15 protein-coding genes and 2 tRNA genes are annotated in these 18439 nt (G+C 32.2%); 11 read left to right on the forward strand and 6 right to left on the reverse strand.

The annotated features are described in order from the left end of the window. Positions 1–68: 68 nt before the first annotated feature. The 4 genes from BOW57_RS17990 (at position 69) to BOW57_RS18005 (ending at position 1302) form a co-directional block, all read left to right on the forward strand. A tRNA-Phe gene (locus tag BOW57_RS17990) sits at positions 69–141 on the forward strand. Positions 142–147: 6 nt separating this feature from the next. After that, positions 148–233, forward strand: a tRNA-Leu gene (locus BOW57_RS17995). A 166-nt stretch (positions 234–399) separates the two neighbouring features. Next, positions 400–852 (forward strand): DUF1569 domain-containing protein, encoded by a 453-nt coding sequence (locus BOW57_RS18000; RefSeq protein WP_129056264.1) that lies wholly within the window; start codon positions 400–402, stop codon positions 850–852. A gap of 15 nt (positions 853–867) precedes the next feature. Then, positions 868–1302 (forward strand): nuclear transport factor 2 family protein, encoded by a 435-nt coding sequence (locus tag BOW57_RS18005; RefSeq protein ID WP_129056266.1) that lies wholly within the window; start codon positions 868–870, stop codon positions 1300–1302. 4 nt (positions 1303–1306) lie between these two features. Here BOW57_RS18005 and nth read toward each other — a convergent pair whose 3' ends face one another. After that, on the reverse strand, positions 1307–1951 hold the full coding sequence (nth, locus tag BOW57_RS18010) for an endonuclease III (protein WP_129056268.1): 645 nt from the start codon (positions 1949–1951) through the stop codon (positions 1307–1309). Positions 1952–1998: 47 nt separating this feature from the next. Then, positions 1999–2865 (reverse strand): alpha/beta fold hydrolase, encoded by an 867-nt coding sequence (locus BOW57_RS18015; RefSeq protein WP_129056270.1) that lies wholly within the window; start codon positions 2863–2865, stop codon positions 1999–2001. 121 nt (positions 2866–2986) lie between these two features. On the opposite strand from BOW57_RS18015, the gene BOW57_RS18020 reads away from it, so the two are divergent. The 6 genes from BOW57_RS18020 to BOW57_RS18045 all read left to right on the forward strand — a co-directional run bounded on the left by BOW57_RS18020 (position 2987) and on the right by BOW57_RS18045 (position 12638). Next, positions 2987–4414, forward strand: a complete 1428-nt coding sequence (locus BOW57_RS18020; RefSeq protein WP_129056272.1) for a glycogen synthase — start codon at positions 2987–2989, stop codon at positions 4412–4414. Beyond that, positions 4404–5684 (forward strand): glucose-1-phosphate adenylyltransferase, encoded by a 1281-nt coding sequence (locus BOW57_RS18025; RefSeq protein WP_089055609.1) that lies wholly within the window; start codon positions 4404–4406, stop codon positions 5682–5684. Before BOW57_RS18020 ends, BOW57_RS18025 begins: the two co-directional genes overlap by 11 nt. Before the next feature lie 53 nt (positions 5685–5737). Then, positions 5738–7642, forward strand: coding sequence for a 1,4-alpha-glucan branching protein GlgB (gene glgB / locus BOW57_RS18030; RefSeq protein ID WP_129056275.1), 1905 nt, complete (start codon positions 5738–5740; stop codon positions 7640–7642). 201 nt (positions 7643–7843) lie between these two features. Continuing rightward, positions 7844–10243, forward strand: coding sequence for a glycoside hydrolase family 31 protein (locus BOW57_RS18035; RefSeq protein WP_129056276.1), 2400 nt, complete (start codon positions 7844–7846; stop codon positions 10241–10243). Positions 10244–10328: 85 nt separating this feature from the next. Beyond that, complete coding sequence (locus BOW57_RS18040; protein ID WP_129056278.1) at positions 10329–11138, forward strand: M48 family metallopeptidase; 810 nt, start codon at positions 10329–10331, stop codon at positions 11136–11138. A gap of 180 nt (positions 11139–11318) precedes the next feature. Further along, positions 11319–12638: an MFS transporter gene (locus BOW57_RS18045; protein WP_089055589.1), complete on the forward strand. Its 1320-nt coding sequence runs from the start codon at positions 11319–11321 to the stop codon at positions 12636–12638. A gap of 85 nt (positions 12639–12723) precedes the next feature. On the opposite strand, the gene BOW57_RS18050 is transcribed toward BOW57_RS18045, so the two are convergent. From BOW57_RS18050 to BOW57_RS18065, 4 genes are all read right to left on the reverse strand, one after another. After that, positions 12724–13449 (reverse strand): head GIN domain-containing protein, encoded by a 726-nt coding sequence (locus BOW57_RS18050; protein WP_129056280.1) that lies wholly within the window; start codon positions 13447–13449, stop codon positions 12724–12726. Between the two features lie 19 nt (positions 13450–13468). Next, positions 13469–14530: a hypothetical protein gene (locus tag BOW57_RS18055; RefSeq protein WP_089055587.1), complete on the reverse strand. Its 1062-nt coding sequence runs from the start codon at positions 14528–14530 to the stop codon at positions 13469–13471. Further along, positions 14514–15050, reverse strand: a complete 537-nt coding sequence (locus tag BOW57_RS18060; protein ID WP_089055586.1) for an anti-sigma factor — start codon at positions 15048–15050, stop codon at positions 14514–14516. The genes BOW57_RS18055 and BOW57_RS18060 overlap by 17 nt, the downstream gene beginning before the upstream one ends. A 91-nt stretch (positions 15051–15141) precedes the next feature. After that, positions 15142–15696 (reverse strand): RNA polymerase sigma factor, encoded by a 555-nt coding sequence (locus tag BOW57_RS18065; protein ID WP_089055585.1) that lies wholly within the window; start codon positions 15694–15696, stop codon positions 15142–15144. A gap of 263 nt (positions 15697–15959) precedes the next feature. Between BOW57_RS18065 and lon the strand changes: the two genes are divergently transcribed. Further along, complete coding sequence (lon, locus tag BOW57_RS18070) at positions 15960–18413, forward strand: endopeptidase La (protein ID WP_129056282.1); 2454 nt, start codon at positions 15960–15962, stop codon at positions 18411–18413. Positions 18414–18439: the final 26 nt, after the last annotated feature.

The following is an 18439-nucleotide window of genomic DNA, read 5'->3' on the forward strand; positions in this document are numbered from 1 at the left end:
TTTTTAAAACCCTGTTTCATAGAAATGGGGTTTTTTATTCAAATTTTACTTAATTTTTAAGTAAAAATGGTACCTTAGCTCAGATGGTAGAGCAATGGACTGAAAATCCATGTGTCCCTGGTTCGATCCCTGGAGGTACCACATAATGCTCGGATGGTGAAATTGGTAGACACGCTGGACTTAAAATCCAGTGAACAGCAATGTTCGTGCGGGTTCAAGTCCCGCTCTGAGTACTAAAACTTCAATTAGCTTTTGCTAGTTGAAGTTTTTTTTTGGATATAAAACAAAAGTTTATTACTGCTATTGGTAAAGTTAAAATTATAAAAGAATAAGTAAGTATTTTGTACGTAAATTTTATATTTTTACTTTACATATTTAACTATATACTGTTTTTTAATCATGCAAAATATTTTTTTAAAAGAAGATTGTGATCAGTTTATTAATAGAATAAATCAGCTTAAGTCCGATTCACAAAGGCTTTGGGGTAAAATGTCTGTCGATCAAATGCTCGCGCATTGCAATGTGTCATACGAAATGGTTTATGAAGATGTTCATCCAAAACCAAATGGTTTTATGAAGTTTATTCTAAAATTATTGGTCAAAAATAAGGTGGTTGATGATAAACCTTATCCTAAAAACAACCAAACAGCACCGCAATTTATAATTAAAGGGAATCGTGATTTTGAAATGGAAAGGAAAAGGCTCATATCTTATTTAATTCGAACTCAGACTTTAGGATCAAATGAATTCGAAGGTAAAGAATCGCACTCTTTTGGAAAATTGACTTCGCAAGAATGGAATAATATGTTTGTAAAACATTTAGAGCATCATCTTTCACAATTTGGAGTTTAATAAAATTGAAATTTTATGAGAAGTTTTATTACTATACTATTTTTATTCCTTGGGTTAGTATCTAATGCCCAGAAGCAAGAAGTTCAAAAATGTATTGATGTGTTTTTTGAAGGATTTCATGAAAAAGACACCCTTAAATTGAAATCAGTTTGTGGAGATAAAATTATTTTACAATCGATAAGCGAAAGTAAGAGTAAAGGCAATAAATTGTCAAATGAAAGCGCAGAAGAGTTTTATAAATCTATTGCTTCAATTCCAAAGACTACTAAATTTCAGGAAAAAATATTGAGCTATAATATTCAACTTGATGGAGCAATGGCACATGTTTGGGCACCTTATGAATTTTATTTAAATGATAAATTAAGTCATTCAGGCGTAAATACTTTTACATTATTTAAAGAAAAAGAGAATTGGAAGATTGTTTATTTGATTGATACGAGAAGAAAGTAGTTTTTTAGAGTATTTCGTGTAAATAATAGTTGCAAATATCTGCTATAAGGCACTCTTCACATTTAGGTTTTGGTCTGCAGGTTTCTCTGCCAAGAAAAGATATAGCCATACCAATTTCGGACCAAATATTTTTAGGAAGTATTTGCATGAGATCTTTTTCTACTTTATTCCCGTCTTTGCTTTCTTTTATAATTCCAATTCTTGGAGCTACTCGTATTACATGTAAATCGGCAATAATACCCTCGGCTGGTTGATTAGTTTCTCTTAAAATTACATTTGCCGATTTTCTTCCAATTCCTTTTAGGGCTGTTAAGCCGCTCATGGTTAATGGAATATTTTTGTCTTCTTGAATAGTTTTTGCAATTTCTAAAAGCCAGTTTGCTTTTGTCTGGAAGTTTCGAACTTTACTAATATAGGGAATGAATGTTTCTAGATCTGTTTTTGATAAACTATTTAAGGTTGGGTATTTATCAAATATCGCAGGTGCTATTTTATTGATATTTGCATCAGAATCTTGTGCTGATAAAACAACCATAATCAATAATTGGTAAATGTTTTGATATTCTAAAGGATGTTTCTTTCCTTTATATTTCTCTAAAATAGGTTCTAATTTAGTTTCCCAATTTGATGTTTCTCCAAATAAATCCATTTTTTCTTTTTTTGAATTAAATAAGTAAAATGTTTATTATCATAAAGTTAGGGGTTTTTGATGAATTCTATAGCCTTTTTGATTACATTTTGATTTCCTAGAATTTTTCTATGTCCTAAGCCTTCTGTTAAGAATAATTCTCCGTTTTCTAGATTTTCATGAATATGAATTCCAGCTTTAGCGGGAACTTCAGGATCATCATTATCATGTATAACCAAAACGGGTATTTTTACTTTTTGAGCTGCTCTGTAAGCTGAAAAATTATCCATTTTTACTTGATATTTATTCTCGAAAAACTCGCGCAGACGTTCGCTTATAGCTTGTTTTAAACCTAATTTAGCAACAAAATCGTTTAGAATATCCTGAACAATATCTCCGCTTCCAATTACAATTGCTTTTTTGACTTTTAAGCCGTCTTTAATTGCATTTAGTACTGACATTCCTCCTAAAGAATGACCAATTGCAAATTCAAATGGACCATATTGTTTTTCTATCTCTAGGATAGAAGAAATAAATTCAGACATAATAGTCGAATTTCCTTTTGATTTTCCATGTGCGGGAGCATCAAAACTCACTACAGAGTAACCATTATCTAAAAGCTCGTCGGCTATTTTAAACAATTGAGTACCTCGTCCTGACCATCCATGAACTAATAAAATTTTACGATCACTTTTGCCATACTCATAAGTCACAACACTTTTGTTTATTTCTGGAACATAGATTAAGTTTTGGATGCTTTTTTTATCCATCTCGAATTCTCGTTTTGGAACTTTATGTTTTATAGGCGTCGTAAATAGTTTTGCTGCATAGGATGTTACTAGTTTAGATGAAATTAAAGCACAAATTTTACATGATACAATAATAAACTGTGGAATTTTTAATGATTTAGTAGGATTGTTTGTCTTTTTTGACATATCAATAAATTTTACTTGTGGGCTTAATTCTGTTTATTTTTTGCTAAATTTAAAAAACATAAAAGTAGCTATTTATATAGGACTGCTGAAAAATAATTCACAATTTGTTATAATTTTTAACATGGAAATATTTCATATTAGTGCCGAATGTTATCCAATGGCAAAAGTTGGCGGTCTAGCTGATGTTGTTGGTGCATTACCAAAATATCAAACTAATGCAGGTCATCAGGTACGAGTAATTGTTCCTTGTTATGATACTAAGTTTAGAAAAGAGAATGACTTTGAATGTGTTCATTGGGGAACAGTTAAACTTGGAAACTTTAATTTTCCATTTAGCATCCTTAAAGAAACTACAAATAAATTAGGGTATGAATTATACCTTGTAGAAATTAAAGAATTATTTGACCGTCCCAATGTTTATGGCTATGAAGACGATATAGAACGTTTTTTAGCTTTTCAGATAGCAGTTTTAGATTGGATAATTTGTCGAAATACAATTCCAGATGTTATAAATTGTCACGATCATCACACTGGATTAATTCCATTTTTACTTCAATTTGCTTACAAGTATGATAGTTTGAAGAATGTAAAAACGGTAATTACAATTCATAATGGTTTGTATCAAGGATGGTTTGGATTTGATAAGCTGCATTATTTACCGGAATTTGATTTAAAGCATGTTGGATTTTTAGAATGGAATAATTCGATTAATTCATTAGCAGTTGGTGTGAAATGTGCAAATGCTGTAACGACAGTGTCTCCAAGTTATTTAAATGAAATTAACAATGCAGCTAATGGTTTGGAACCTTTGTTCAAATCAGTTCGTAATAAATCAAGAGGAATTTTAAATGGAATTGATATTGAAGTTTGGGATCCTTTAAAAGATCAAATGATTGCCGCGAATTATTCAATAGAAACTTCTGAAGCCGGAAAACAAAAGAATAAAGAAAAACTTTGCGAACAGTTTGATTTAGATCCCGAAAAACCGCTGTTTAGTTTTATTGGCCGTTTGTTTGAGGAAAAAGGAGGAGATTTATTACCTCACGCATCTGCTTTAGCATTATCTGAAAATTTCGAAAATATCAATATTCTGATTTTAGGATCTGGAAATGCAGTTATAGAAGAACAATTAGTGCAATTAAGAAATGATTATAATGGTAATTACAATGTTTTTATTGGTTATAACGAAGAATTAGCGCATTTGATTTACGCAGGGTCAGATTATATTTTAATGCCCTCTAGAGTTGAACCTTGCGGTTTAAATCAAATGTATGCGATGCGTTATGGAACAATACCGATAGTTAGGAGAACTGGAGGATTAAGAGATACGGTTATTGATTTTGGAGATGAAGGAAACGGAATATGTCATGATCAGGCTTCAGTTGGAGATATCTGTTATTCTATAAATCGTGCTGTAAAGCTGTACAATAATAAATTAAATTTCAATAAAGTTTTAGAAAGAGGAATGGCTGCTGACCATTCCTGGGAAAGAGTTTGCCAAGAATACATCGAGATATACAACCTAATAATTGAGAAAAATGAAATTTAAAAAGAAAAATGTAGTTGCTATTATTTTAGGAGGAGGACAAGGATCACGTTTATTTCCATTAACCGAAACGAGATCAAAACCTGCAGTGCCAATTGGCGGAAAATATAGATTAGTCGATATTCCTATTTCAAATTGTATTAATTCGGATATTTTTAAAATATTTGTTCTAACACAGTTCAATTCTGCATCTTTAAATGCGCATATCAAGAATACCTTCAATTTTAGTATTTTCAGCCAGTCGTTTGTAGATATTTTGGCAGCTGAACAAACACCAGATAACCCAACGTGGTTTCAAGGAACTGCAGATGCCGTTAGACAATGTATGTCTCATTTTTTAAAACACGATTTTGATCACGCATTAATTCTTTCCGGCGATCAATTGTATCAAATGGATTTTAATGAAATGCTGGAGGCTCATATTGCAGCCGATGCGGCTATTTCGATAGCAACACTTCCTGTTAATGCTAAGGATGCACCAGAGTTTGGAATTTTAAAAACGAATCATGAGAGCTGCATAGAAGCTTTTATTGAAAAACCAGACGCATCATTGCTGCCCGATTGGGAATCTGAAGTAAGTGAGCAAATGCAAGAAAAAGGCAAAAAATATCTAGCTTCAATGGGAATTTACATTTTCAATAAACCATTATTAGAAGAATTAATGGCAAATCCTGATACAAAGGATTTTGGAAAAGAAATTATTCCGCAAGCCGTTGGAAAGCATAAAATTTTAAGTTATCAGTACGAGGGTTATTGGACTGATATTGGAAATATTGAATCCTTTTTTGAAGCAAATATTGGTTTAACTGCAGATATTCCAGAGTTTAATTTATTCGATAATGAGAATAAAATTTTTACGAGACCTAGATTATTGCCACCTTCTAAATTTAGAAATTCAATTGTAGATCAATCCTTAATTTCTGAAGGCTGCATTATTAATGCAAAAGAGATTAAGAGTTCTGTAATTGGTATTCGTTCTAGAATTGGAGTAGGAACGGTACTTGAAAATTGTTATGTTATGGGGAATGATTTCTATCAGGATCTTGACGAACTAAATCATGAGAGTACAATTAATAAAATTCATGTTGGAATTGGTGAAAACTGTTTTATAAAGAATGCTTTAGTCGATAAAAATGTTAGAATTGGAAACAATGTTCATATTAGCGGCGGAAAACATTTAGACAATTTTACTAATGAATTGTACAGCATAAAAGACGGAATTGTTGTAATTAAAAAAGGGGCAGTCCTTTCTGATAATTTCAGAATAGAATAAATTAAAAATAAGTTTCCAATAAAAATAAATTCCAATTGCCTTAAAAAACAAATATGACAAAAGTAATTACACATTCTCTATTTACTGATTTTGATATTGATTTATTCAAAGCTGGAAAGCATTTCAAATTGTATGAAAAGCTGGGAGCTCACTTAATTGAAGTTAATGGAGTAAAAGGAGTTTACTTTGCCGTTTGGGCTCCAACTGCACAAACAGTTTCGGTGGTAGGTGATTTTAATTATTGGACTCATGGAGAACATGTTTTAAATGTACGTTGGGATTCCTCGGGTATTTGGGAAGGATTTATTCCAGAGATTTCAAAAGGAGCTCTTTATAAATATAAAATCCAGTCGAATATTGACGGAATTGTAACTGAAAAAGCAGATCCATTTGCGCTGTATTGTGAGAAACCACCGCATACGGCATCTGTCGTATGGGATTTGGAATACAAATGGAAAGATGAAAACTGGATGCAGAATCGTAAGCATAATAATGCGTTAGACAAACCTTATTCTGTTTACGAAGTGCATTTGGGTTCATGGAAACGTGCAGAGAATAACCGTTTTTTAACTTATTTGGAGCTTGCTGATGATTTAGTTAAATATGTAAAAGAAACGGGTTTTACCCATGTTGAATTCATGCCTATAATGGAGTATCCTTATGATCCTTCTTGGGGATATCAATTGACGGGATATTTCGCGCCAACATCACGTTTTGGTAAACCGCAGGATTTTATGGTTTTAGTTGATAAACTGCATCAAGAAGGAATTGGAGTAATTTTAGATTGGGTTCCTTCACATTTTCCAGATGATGCACATGGTTTAGGCTTTTTTGACGGATCACATTTGTACGAACATCCAGATCGCCGAAAGGGATACCATCCTGATTGGAAAAGTTTGGTTTTTAATTATGGACGAAATGAAGTTCGAGCTTTTTTGATTAGTAATGCTGTTTTTTGGCTTCAAAATTATCACGCCGATGGTTTAAGGGTTGATGCCGTTGCTTCGATGTTGTATCTTGATTATTCAAGAGAAGAAGGAGAGTGGGAACCTAACATTTTTGGTGGAAGAGAAAACCTGGATACGATTAGTTTTCTAAAAGAGTTCAACGAAGTAATTTATGCTAATTTTGATGGCGTACAAACTATTGCCGAAGAAAGTACTTCCTTTCCGATGGTTTCAAGGCCCACTTTTACAGGTGGCTTAGGTTTTGGAATGAAATGGATGATGGGCTGGATGCATGACACTTTAGAATATTTTCAAAAAGAAACAGTTTACAGAAAATACCATCAAAATGATTTAACTTTCTCGATGACGTATGCTTTTACCGAAAATTTCATGCTTCCGTTTTCACATGACGAAGTAGTTTACGGGAAAAAATCTCTTATCTATAAAATGCCCGGCGATGAATGGCAGCGATTTGCCAATTTAAGATTATTGTACGGATATATGTTCACGCATCCCGGAGCGAAATTATTGTTTATGGGAGCAGAATTTGGTCAAACGAGCGAGTGGAATTTTGAGAATAGTTTAGATTGGCATCTGCTTCAATATGATTTTCATTCAGGAATAAAAAAGCTAATTACAGATTTAAATAAACTCTATAAATCATATCCTGCTTTATACGAAAAGCAGTTTACAGGCGAAGGCTTTGAGTGGATTAATTACTCAGATCATCAAAATGCGGTTTTATCTTATATCAGAAAAGGTAATAAACCTGATGAAAATGTTATTGTGGTTCTTAATTTCACACAGATTGTAAGAGAAAATTACAGAATCGGAGTGCCAAAGAAAGGAAAGTTACAAGAAATTTTTAACAGCGATGCAGCAGTCTATGGAGGAAGCGATGTTGGAAATTCTGAAATATTAAAAGCAGAAGCAATGCCATATGACGGAAGAGAATTTTCTGTTGAATTAATTCTGCCTCCTTTAAGCATTACTGTTTTTTCTTTCGTATAAAAATTAGACAAATAAATTTTTACAACTATTTTATTAGTATATCGTTCTTAAATTATCAAATTGATGATTTTTTGAGGAGAATTCTAATACCCATTCAGAAAAAACGTTTTCGTGAATAAACCTTTTATTCATAGGGCTTTATAAACTTTTTTTGTAAGTTTGAAAGAGCGTTAACGTTTTATAATTAATTCATTTGGAGATATGATTACAAACACGGCATTAGAATATAAAGGCGATTTATATCCATCAAAAATTGTCTCATTTCAACACGAAGGCGATTCCATTTTTTTTAATACAGATAATAAAGTAATCCTAAAAGTTACTATTCTTAGAGATAGTTTAATTCGATTTCGCTTTACAACAAAAGGGTATTTCAGCAATGATTTTTCGTATGCAATTGATAAATCCCAGCTTCATGGTTATAATTTTCTTGAACTGACAGAAGAAGAAACTTATTTTCAAATTAAAACCAGTAAAGTAAAATGTAAAATTCAAAAATCAGATCTTCGTTTATCGATTTACGATTTAAACGATTTTTTAATTCTTGAAGATGAGCTTGGTTTTCATTGGGAAGAAAGCTACGAATATGGAGGAAATATTGTAAAAATGAGTAAATCATCTAAAGATGGTGAATGTTTTTACGGACTTGGTGATAAGGCAACTCAAATGAATTTAAAAGGCAAAAGAGTTGAGAATTTTGCAACAGACCAATATGCGTACCAAAAAGAACAAGATCCGCTTTACAAAGTAGTTCCTTTTTATATAGGATTACATAACAAACAATCTTATGGTATTTTCTTCGACAATACATTTAGAACTTTCTTTGATTTTTGTCAGGAAAGGCGAAATGTAACCAGTTTCTGGGCAGAAGGAGGTGAAATGAATTATTATTTCATTTACGGGCCGCAAATGCAGGATGTAGTTACCAATTATACAGATTTAACAGGTAAACCAGAACTTCCGCCGCTTTGGGTTTTAGGATATCATCAATGTAAATGGAGTTATTATCCTGAAAGTAAAGTAAAAGAAATCACTTCTAAATTTAGAGAACTTCAAATTCCATGCGATGCCATTTATCTGGATATTGACTATATGGAAGGATTTCGATGTTTTACATGGAATAAAAACTACTTTCCTGATCCAAAAAGAATGGTTGCCGAATTAGCCGAAGATGGTTTTAAAACGGTAGTAATTATAGATCCGGGAATTAAAATTGATCAAGATTATTGGGTTTATAAAGAAGCTTTAGAGAAAGATTATTTCTGTAAAAGAGCCGATGGACCTTATATGAAAGGAAAAGTATGGCCGGGCGAATGTAATTTTCCAGATTATACAAACCCAGCAGTTAGAGAATGGTGGGCAGGATTATTTAAGGAATTAGTGGCTGATATTGGAGTAAAAGGAGTTTGGAATGATATGAACGAACCAGCTGTTATGGAAGTTCCAAATAAAACATTTCCAATGGATGTTCGCCATGTTTACGACGGAAACCCTTGCAGTCATAGAAAAGCACATAATATTTACGGAACTCAAATGGCTAGAGCGACTTATCATGGTGTAAAACGTTTTGCTTACCCTAAACGTCCTTTTGTAATAACTAGATCAGCTTATTCAGGAGCACAGCGTTATACATCATCTTGGACAGGAGATAACGTCGCAACTTGGGAACATTTATGGATTGCTAATATTCAGGTACAAAGAATGTCAATTTCAGGAATGGGATTTACAGGTTCTGATATTGGTGGTTTTGCGGAACAGCCAACAGGTGAGCTTTATGCACGCTGGATTCAGTTAGGTGTATTTCATCCGTTTTGCAGAACACATTCCTCAGGAGATCACGGTAATCAAGAACCTTGGGCTTTTGATGAAGAAGTGATTAATATTACCAGAAAATTTGTAAGCTTACGTTATCAATTACTTCCGTATTTATATACCATGTTTTGGCAGTATATCGAAGAAGGAATTCCAATGTTGAAGCCATTAGTTTATTTTGATCAAGATGATACACAAACGCATTATCGCAACGACGAATTCATCTTTGGAAATCAAATATTAGTCTGCCCAATTCTTGAGCCAAACGCAGTAGGAAGACGTATGTATATTCCAAGAGGTGAGTGGTATAATTACTGGACAAATGAATTTTCAGTTGGAGGACGTGAAGTGTGGATTGATACTAAATTTGATGAAATTCCAGTTTTTGTAAAGGCAGGCGCCGTAATTCCAAAATATCCAGTGCAGCAATATGTTGGAGAATTAGAATTTGATGAATTAACACTTGATGTATATTACAAGAACGGCAAAGAAAAATCGGTAGTTTATGAAGATGCACAAGATGGTTATGATTATAAAAAAGGACGTTACAGTTTTTTGTCTTTTAGAACAATAGGAAAAGAAAAAGAATTAATTATTCAGCTTCATAAAGAAGGTAAGTACGATACACCTTATAGCAAATACAAAATTAACTTGATTGGTTTGCCATTTAAAGTGAGTGAAATTGAAATTGACAACGAAAAAATACAATTTGATAAAACTGCTTTTGAAGTAAATCAGTTTTTAATTGTTGAAAAAGGTTTTAGCGAACTTCATATAATTGGAGAATAAGTTAATTCTGATAAATTAGAAAATAATTATATAAAAGCAAAATTAATAATTATTGTATTTTTGTATGTTGAAAAATATCAGAATCATGAAAAAGCAATTATTACTAGGGTTATCTGTGGCTCTTTTTGTTGGATGTGCAACCAATCCAGTGACAGGAAAAAAGAATTTAAATTTTGTTTCAAACAGCGAATTATTTCCCTCTTCATTTCAGCAATACAGCCAGTTTATTTCTGAAAATAAAGTAATAACAGGAACAGCCGATGCAAAATTAGTAGAGAAAGTTGGTATTAAAATAAAAGCAGCTGCTGAAAAGTATTTAACCTTTTTAGGACAGTCTCAATATTTAAAAGATTATCGATGGGAATACAAACTGGTCGATAATAAAGAGGTAAATGCTTGGTGCATGCCGGGAGGAAAAATTGTAGTTTATTCAGGAATTTTGCCAGTTACACAAAATGAATCTGGTTTAGCAACTGTAATGGGACATGAAGTTTCACATGCTTTGGCTAATCATGGAGCACAGAGAATGAGTGCGGCACAATTGCAGCAAATAGGCGGAGCAGCTTTAGATGCAGCAACAAGCGGTAAATCGCAGTCGACAAGAGATATTTTTGCACAAGCATATGGAGTAGGTTCGCAAGTAGGAGTAATGCTTCCGTTTAGCAGAAGCAATGAAAGTGAAGCAGATAAAATTGGACTTACTTTAATGGCAATTGCAGGTTACAATCCAGATGATGCTATTGAATTTTGGAGTAGAATGTCGGCAAAATCAGGCGCATCCGGAACACCAGAATTTATGAGTACACACCCTTCTGATGCTACGCGAATTGCCAACTTAAAAGCATTAATTCCAGAAGCAAAAGCGACTGCATTGAAAGTTGGAGTTATAAAATAAAAACAAAGAAATACAAAGATAATTTGAAAGCTGTCCAGATTTTTGGACGGCTTTTTTGTTTTTATAGATGACATTACACAATAGCCTTGTTTATAATTTATTAATACATGATTTATTGAATTTCTATTTGATTATCATAAAAAAGAGATAAATTCGTAGCCTGTTAACAAAACCATTTCTATGAAAGAATTAAAAAAAGGTGATAAAAAATTATTAAACGCCTGGGCATTTTACGATTGGGCAAATTCAGTTTATACGCTTACAATTGCTTCGGCTGTATTTCCTATTTTTTATGAAGCATTATTTTCAAAACGAGATCATTACATTGATGTTTTTGGCCTTCATTTAAAGAATTCGGCATTAATTAGTTTTATTACCGCGGCAGCATTTTTAGTTGTTTCTTTTATTTCTCCTCTATTATCAGGTATTGCAGATTATGTAGGAAATAAAAAATCCTTTATGAAGTTTTTCTGTTATTTAGGAGCATTATCCTGCATGGGATTGTATTGGTTTGAATTGACTGATATTTATATCGGATTAGCATTTTACTTTTTTGGATTATTAGGATATTGGGGAAGTTTAGTTTTTTACAATTCATATTTACCAGATATTGCTTTTGAAGAACAACAAGACAGAATCAGTGCAAAAGGATATTCTTTAGGTTATATAGGAAGCGTTATTTTATTGGTTATCAATTTAGCGATGATCATGAAGCCGGAATGGTTTAATATTTCTGGACCAGAACCAGCAATGAAAGCAATGCGTTACTCTTTTATCATGGTAGGAGTTTGGTGGATATTATTCAGTCAATATACGTATTATTATTTGCCAAAAGGAAGAAAAGAAAAGGGTGAGAAACTAACAAAATCTGTTGTTTTTAATGGTTTCAAAGAATTGAAAAAGGTTTGGGGTTTACTGAATGAAAATGTTCCTTTACGACGTTATTTAGGCGGTTTTTTTGTTTCAAGTATGGCTGTACAGACTGTAATGCTGGTTGCAACTTATTTTGGAGCACAGGAAATTCAATGGTCGTCAAAAGAAGAAAGTACTATTGGTTTAATAATTTGTATTTTGATAATTCAGCTGGTAGCTGTTGTGGGTGCAGTTTTAACTTCGAGAGCTTCAGAAAAATTTGGAAATATTCCAACGCTGATTTTTATTAATGCCATTTGGGCAGCTTTTTGCGCTTTGGCATATTTCATAATATTGCCAATGCATTTTTATGTTATGGCAACAGTTGCTGGATTTGTTATGGGCGGAATTCAAGCTTTGTCACGTTCTACCTATTCAAAGCTCTTGCCGGAAACAGAAGATACAGCTTCGTTTTTTAGTTTTTATGATGTTGCTGAAAAAATTGGAATTGTAATAGGAATGTGTGTTTACGGAATTATCGATCAAATTACAGGAAGCCCTCGTGCGGCAATTGTTATTTTGGCAGTTTTCTTTGTTACATCGATTTTCTTATTAAGAAGAGTGCATAAAAAAGACGTTTTAAATTAATAAAACGCCTTTTAAATTTTTAAATGTCACGAATTAGAATTTGTTATTGATTGATGATGAATAAAAATTCGTGACATTCATTGTATTAGACTTTTGAAATATTTCCTGATCCAGAAACTTTTACATCACGTTTTTCAGGATTTCCACTGTATTTAATATCACCTGAACCAGAAACTCGAGCAGTCAAAGTTTCGCTGCAATTTACTTTACTGTCTCCAGAACCCGAAACATTAACCACTACATTTTTAGATTTTAAAGCACTGGCGTCGATGTCGCCTGATCCCGAAAGTTTTGTAGTAAAATTATCAGCATTTCCTTTTAAATTTACATTTCCTGATCCGCTTAAGTTCAATTCAAAAGAATTGGAATTAACCGCTAAACTAAAATTTCCTGATCCTGAAAGTTTCGCTAAAAACGAATCGTTTTTGATGATATCTTTTGATTTAATATTTCCAGAACCTGAAAGAGTTAGCTCTGATATTTTTTCAAACGGAATTGTTACTTCAACTTTTTTACCTATGCTTGAACGGATGTTAGTATTTTTCTTTGTATAAATTTTTAAAGTATTTTCTTCAACTTCAACTACGATTGCAGATAGAATATTTTCTTCACCCTTAATGATAATTTTTCCTTCTTTTCCAGCAACTAAATCAACATCAAAAGAGCCTGCAATTTTTATTGCATCATAGCCGGCTGTTGATCTTGTTTCAGTAACAACTTTACCGTTTCCGTTTATTTTTTCTGATTGCGCATTAGCCATAAAACCAATTAAGAATGCACCACAAACTACTAATAGAGATAATTTTTTCATTTCTTTAAATTTTTTATGATTATTGTTTTTTGTTTAATGTTACGTTTCCGTAATTAGAATTAATAGTAACCTTATTTTGACCTTTCTTTTTATTAAATCCGCTGATTCTTTTACTGGTATTTTTAGTTTCATTAATCAAAACATCTAGAGAATTGTCACTTTTAATGCCTCCGTATCTTGTATTAATATCAAAATCAAAAGAATAATTCATATCATAACCCATATAAACATCAGAATAACCAGAGTTTATATTAACGTTATTAGCCTTACTGGTTACGTTAGAAATATTGATTTTACTATATTTTGTATCTAAATTTACACTGTTCGAAATTTCAGCGATAGAAATGGTAAGATAATTTCCTGAGCCTGTAAAGGAGTTTATTTTCTGAAATTTAAAAGTCCCATAATTACAATTGTATTTTATGTTTTGTCCTTCTAGAATAACTAAATCTGTATAATTGGTATCTAAATTCAGATTACCAGATTCGTTAATTTTTAATCCAGAGTACCTAGCTATAATATTTCCGTTTTTAATATAATCAATAGCTGAATTTTGGCAATATTCTATTTTTACGTTATTGCTTGAATTGTTTAACTTTCCTAAGGAAATTTTACCATATTTACAGGCAATATCTGCAGGGCCATAAATATTTTCGGTTGTAATATCTCCGTATTTATTAAGAAGTTTTGCAGAGCCGTTTTTTGGAATCTTGATAACATAATTAATTTCAAAAAAATTATTACTTCCTTTACTTTTCAGCGACGAATTACCAATAGTAGTAACGGCCGAAACCAACGACTTAAGTGCAGTAATATTAACATCAATACTGTTTAGTTTTTCGTTAACCCAATTCTCACTTGGTCCAGTAACTTTTATGATTATATCAAGATCTATTTTATCTTCATCCCAAGTTGAGACAGAAATATTTCCATATTTGTTATCAATATCGATACCCGCATTTGAGTTTACGATATATGTTTTTTTAATGTTTTTTTGCTTTGAGATATATGCATCATCATTTGAAAAACCTAAAAAAGGAATCAAAAGAAGTAAAATAAGTATGTTATATTGTTTTTTCATGAGAAGTGTTTTTTAAGTTTTCGTTTTCTTCAATTCGCTGTAAAACAGTCTGCAAGAATGATATTCTAGTCTGCAGGTTGCTTATCATAGCATAGATAATTTGTTTGTTTTCTCCATTTTTCTGAACCTCTTTGATGATTTTTTCATAGTCAGCATCAAAGACTTCCATTTGTTTTAAAGCATCATTTATAATTTGCTCATTTTCTGGAGAATCTTTTTCTTTTAATTTAACCAGCTCATTTTTAATCAAAATACTAAAGATAGAATCCGTACGCTGCGTTTCAGTTGATGCAAATTTTAGTTCTTTCGGTTTCTCATTATTGTTGTACAATATTGATACTCCCAAAAGCAGAACTATCGAAGCTGCAATTGCCCACACAGCATAGTTTTTTCTCTTAGGTTGTTTTTTATTTAATTTATTTAAAAAGTCAACTTGATGATCTGAGCTCATTTCGCGAACATCCCATTGGTTTTCAAACTTGTTAAACAATTGATCTAATTCGTCATTTTCCTTTTTCATAATATCCAAAATTTATTTTGTAGAGGTGATAGATGATATTGCTTTTTATTTACCGGCGTTTGTGCGCACAAACTTTTTTTAATTGGCGATCTCATAAATCCTCTAATTTTTTTCGTAAACTTTCTTTAGCCCTGCTCAGCGTAGTTCTGCAATTCGCATAACTAATATTCAAGATTTCACAGATTTCTTCCTGATCGTAACCCTCAATATAAAATAAGGTCAAAACCATTCGGTAGTTGTCTTTTAAACCTGAAATTGTGTCCAGAACCTGCTGTACTTTAAGTGAATTGAGATCAATATTTTCGGATAAAATAGAATTATCTTCCTCAATCTTATAAAGCGTTTTATTCAGGTCTTCCATTTGGAAAGCATTGTTTTTTTTATAAAAATCAATACTGTAATTAATTACAATTTTTTTGAGCCAAGCTCCAAACGCTACTTCCTGTTTGTAATCGTTAATCTTTGTAAAAGCTTTCAAAAAACCTTCCTGCATGACGTCTTGTGCAAAATGTTCGTCCTTTACAATTCTATAAGCGATATTGTACATAGCTTTAGAATAGCGATTGTAAATTTCGAATTGAGCCTTTTGATTATTGTTTTTACAAAGTGCAATTAATTCTTCGATATTTTGATTAGTTATACTCAAGTAATGGTTGCTAGTTTTTTATAAGGACGGTGCTTTTTTTTGTTTGTTACAGTTTTATAAAAATAATTTTATTTTTTTTAGAAATAAATGCAAATACTAGTTAAAATATAAAATTCAAAACTGACTATTTTGGATTTGGCATAATGATTGTCTAATTTTATGGCCTATCTTGTAATTGCAGTACTTAATAGAAATTATAATCTTTTATGCTCCATTTGCAATTTGGATTAAACTTTTAATGACAAAACGACTTATATATTATTATGTCAAATCATAAAATACTTACTATTGACAATCTGTCACTTCAAGAATTTGATTCAGAAGCAGAATTAATTCCATTATTAACTCCAGAGGATGAGGAGGAAATGAACAATGAAGAACTTCCTGGTTCGCTTCCAATTTTACCATTACGTAATACCGTTTTATTTCCAGGAGTTGTAATTCCAATTTCTGCAGGAAGAGACAAATCAATTAAACTGATAAATGATGCTAATGCAGGTGGAAAAATTATTGGAGTAGTTTCTCAAATTAACGAAGAAGACGAAGATCCATCAAAAGATGATATTCATAAAATAGGAACTGTAGCACGAATTTTACGTGTTTTAAAGATGCCTGACGGAAACGTGACGGTTATTTTACAAGGAAAGAAACGTTTTGAAATTGACGAAGTTGTTTCAGAAGAACCTTATATAACTGCTACAATAAAAGAAGTTTCAGAAGAGCGTCCAGACGAAAATGATACTGAGTTTACCGCTATTTTAGATTCTGTAAAAGAATTGGCAATTCAAATTATAAAAGAAAGTCCAAACATTCCATCAGAAGCTACATTTGCGATAAAAAACATTGAAAGCCAGTCGTTTTTGATCAATTTTGTTTCTTCTAATATGAATTTATCCGTAAAAGAAAAACAAGGTTTGTTATCTATAAACGGATTAAAAGACAGAGCTCTTGAGACTTTGCGTTATATGAACGTAGAACTGCAAAAGCTGGAATTGAAAAACGACATTCAGTCAAAAGTTCGTTTCGACTTAGATCAGCAGCAGCGCGAATATTTCTTGCACCAACAAATGAAAACCATTCAGGAAGAATTGGGAGGCGTTTCACAAGAGGAAGAAATGGACGAAATGGGGCAGAAAGCGAAAACCAAAAAATGGGACGAAAAAACGCAGAAGCATTTCGAGAAAGAATTATCTAAAATGCGCCGTATGAATCCGCAATCGCCTGATTTTGGAATTCAACGCAATTATTTAGAGTTGTTTTTAGAATTGCCTTGGGGTGAATATTCTAAAGACAAATTTGATTTAAAACATGCTCAAAAAATATTAGACAAAGATCATTTTGGTCTTGATGAAGTTAAGAAAAGAATGATTGAACATTTGGCAGTTTTAAAATTGCGAAATGACATGAAATCGCCAATTATATGTTTAACAGGACCTCCGGGAGTTGGAAAAACTTCTATCGGACGTTCAGTTGCCGAAGCTCTAGGTCGTGAATATGTTCGTATTTCGTTAGGTGGTTTACGTGACGAAGCGGAGATTCGCGGACATAGAAAAACGTATATCGGTGCAATGCCGGGACGAATTATTCAGAGTTTGAAAAAAGCAGGAACATCAAATCCAGTTTTCATTTTAGACGAAATCGATAAGTTGTCAAACGGTAACAGCGGTGATCCATCATCTGCATTATTAGAAGTTTTAGATCCAGAGCAAAACAGTGCTTTTTATGATAATTTCCTAGAAATGGGGTATGATTTATCTAAAGTTATGTTTATTGCAACTTCAAACAATATGGCGGCAATTCAGCCTGCATTGCGTGATAGAATGGAAGTTATAAAAATGTCTGGTTATACAATTGAAGAAAAAGTAGAAATTGCTAAAAGGCATCTTTTTCCAAAACAATTAGAAGCACATGGACTAACGTCTAAAGATTTAACTATTGGAAAAAAACAATTAGAAAAAATTGTTGAAGGTTATACAAGAGAATCAGGTGTTCGTAATTTAGAAACTAAAATTGCTCAAGTAATTCGTAACGCTGCAAAAGCTGTTGCGATGGAAGAGGAGTATAACAAAAAAGTTACAGACGAAGATATCGTAAAAGTTTTGGGAGTACCAAGATTAGAGCGTGATAAATACGAGAATAATGATGTTGCAGGAGTCGTAACGGGTTTAGCTTGGACAAGTGTTGGAGGAGATATTTTATTTATAGAATCCTTAATTTCTGAAGGGAAAGGTGCCTTAACCATTACAGGAAACCTTGGAAATGTAATGAAAGAATCGGCTACAATTGCCCTTGAATACATTAAAGCCAATGCTAAAAAGTTAGGTTTAGGAATTGAGCTATTTCAAAAATACAATATTCACTTGCATGTGCCAGAAGGAGCAACTCCAAAAGATGGCCCAAGTGCTGGTATTGCAATGCTGACTTCATTAGTTTCGTTATTGACACAAAAGAAAGTGAAGAAAAATCTTGCTATGACTGGAGAAATTACGCTTCGCGGCAAAGTATTGCCAGTTGGTGGAATTAAAGAAAAAATCTTAGCAGCAAAAAGAGCCGGTATTAAAGAAATTATTTTGTGTCACGAGAATAAAAGTGATATTGATGAAATTAAAGCGGAATACTTAGAGGGGCTTACTTTTCATTATGTAAAAGAAATGAGCGAAGTATTGGTTTTAGCACTTACAGATCAAAATGTGAAAAATGCTAAAGTATTGAAATAAGAACTTCTATTTGAAGTACAAACTAT

Origin of the sequence: Flavobacterium sp. YO64, from assembly GCF_004119505.1 — a bacterium.
GTDB classification, from domain to species: Bacteria; Bacteroidota; Bacteroidia; order Flavobacteriales; family Flavobacteriaceae; genus Flavobacterium; species Flavobacterium oncorhynchi.

Bases quoted from the DNA above. Each gene is read 5' to 3' on its own strand.
- BOW57_RS18000 (WP_129056264.1), top strand. From the start codon at position 400: ATGCAAAATATTTTTTTAAAAGAAGATTGTGATCAGTTTATTAATAGA.
- BOW57_RS18005 (WP_129056266.1), top strand. From the start codon at position 868: ATGAGAAGTTTTATTACTATACTATTTTTATTCCTTGGGTTAGTATCT.
- nth (WP_129056268.1), bottom strand. From the start codon at position 1,951: ATGGATTTATTTGGAGAAACATCAAATTGGGAAACTAAATTAGAACCT.
- BOW57_RS18015 (WP_129056270.1), bottom strand. From the start codon at position 2,865: ATGTCAAAAAAGACAAACAATCCTACTAAATCATTAAAAATTCCACAG.
- BOW57_RS18020 (WP_129056272.1), top strand. From the start codon at position 2,987: ATGGAAATATTTCATATTAGTGCCGAATGTTATCCAATGGCAAAAGTT.
- BOW57_RS18025 (WP_089055609.1), top strand. From the start codon at position 4,404: ATGAAATTTAAAAAGAAAAATGTAGTTGCTATTATTTTAGGAGGAGGA.
- glgB (WP_129056275.1), top strand. From the start codon at position 5,738: ATGACAAAAGTAATTACACATTCTCTATTTACTGATTTTGATATTGAT.
- BOW57_RS18035 (WP_129056276.1), top strand. From the start codon at position 7,844: ATGATTACAAACACGGCATTAGAATATAAAGGCGATTTATATCCATCA.
- BOW57_RS18040 (WP_129056278.1), top strand. From the start codon at position 10,329: ATGAAAAAGCAATTATTACTAGGGTTATCTGTGGCTCTTTTTGTTGGA.
- BOW57_RS18045 (WP_089055589.1), top strand. From the start codon at position 11,319: ATGAAAGAATTAAAAAAAGGTGATAAAAAATTATTAAACGCCTGGGCA.
- BOW57_RS18050 (WP_129056280.1), bottom strand. From the start codon at position 13,449: ATGAAAAAATTATCTCTATTAGTAGTTTGTGGTGCATTCTTAATTGGT.
- BOW57_RS18055 (WP_089055587.1), bottom strand. From the start codon at position 14,530: ATGAAAAAACAATATAACATACTTATTTTACTTCTTTTGATTCCTTTT.
- BOW57_RS18060 (WP_089055586.1), bottom strand. From the start codon at position 15,050: ATGAAAAAGGAAAATGACGAATTAGATCAATTGTTTAACAAGTTTGAA.
- lon (WP_129056282.1), top strand. From the start codon at position 15,960: ATGTCAAATCATAAAATACTTACTATTGACAATCTGTCACTTCAAGAA.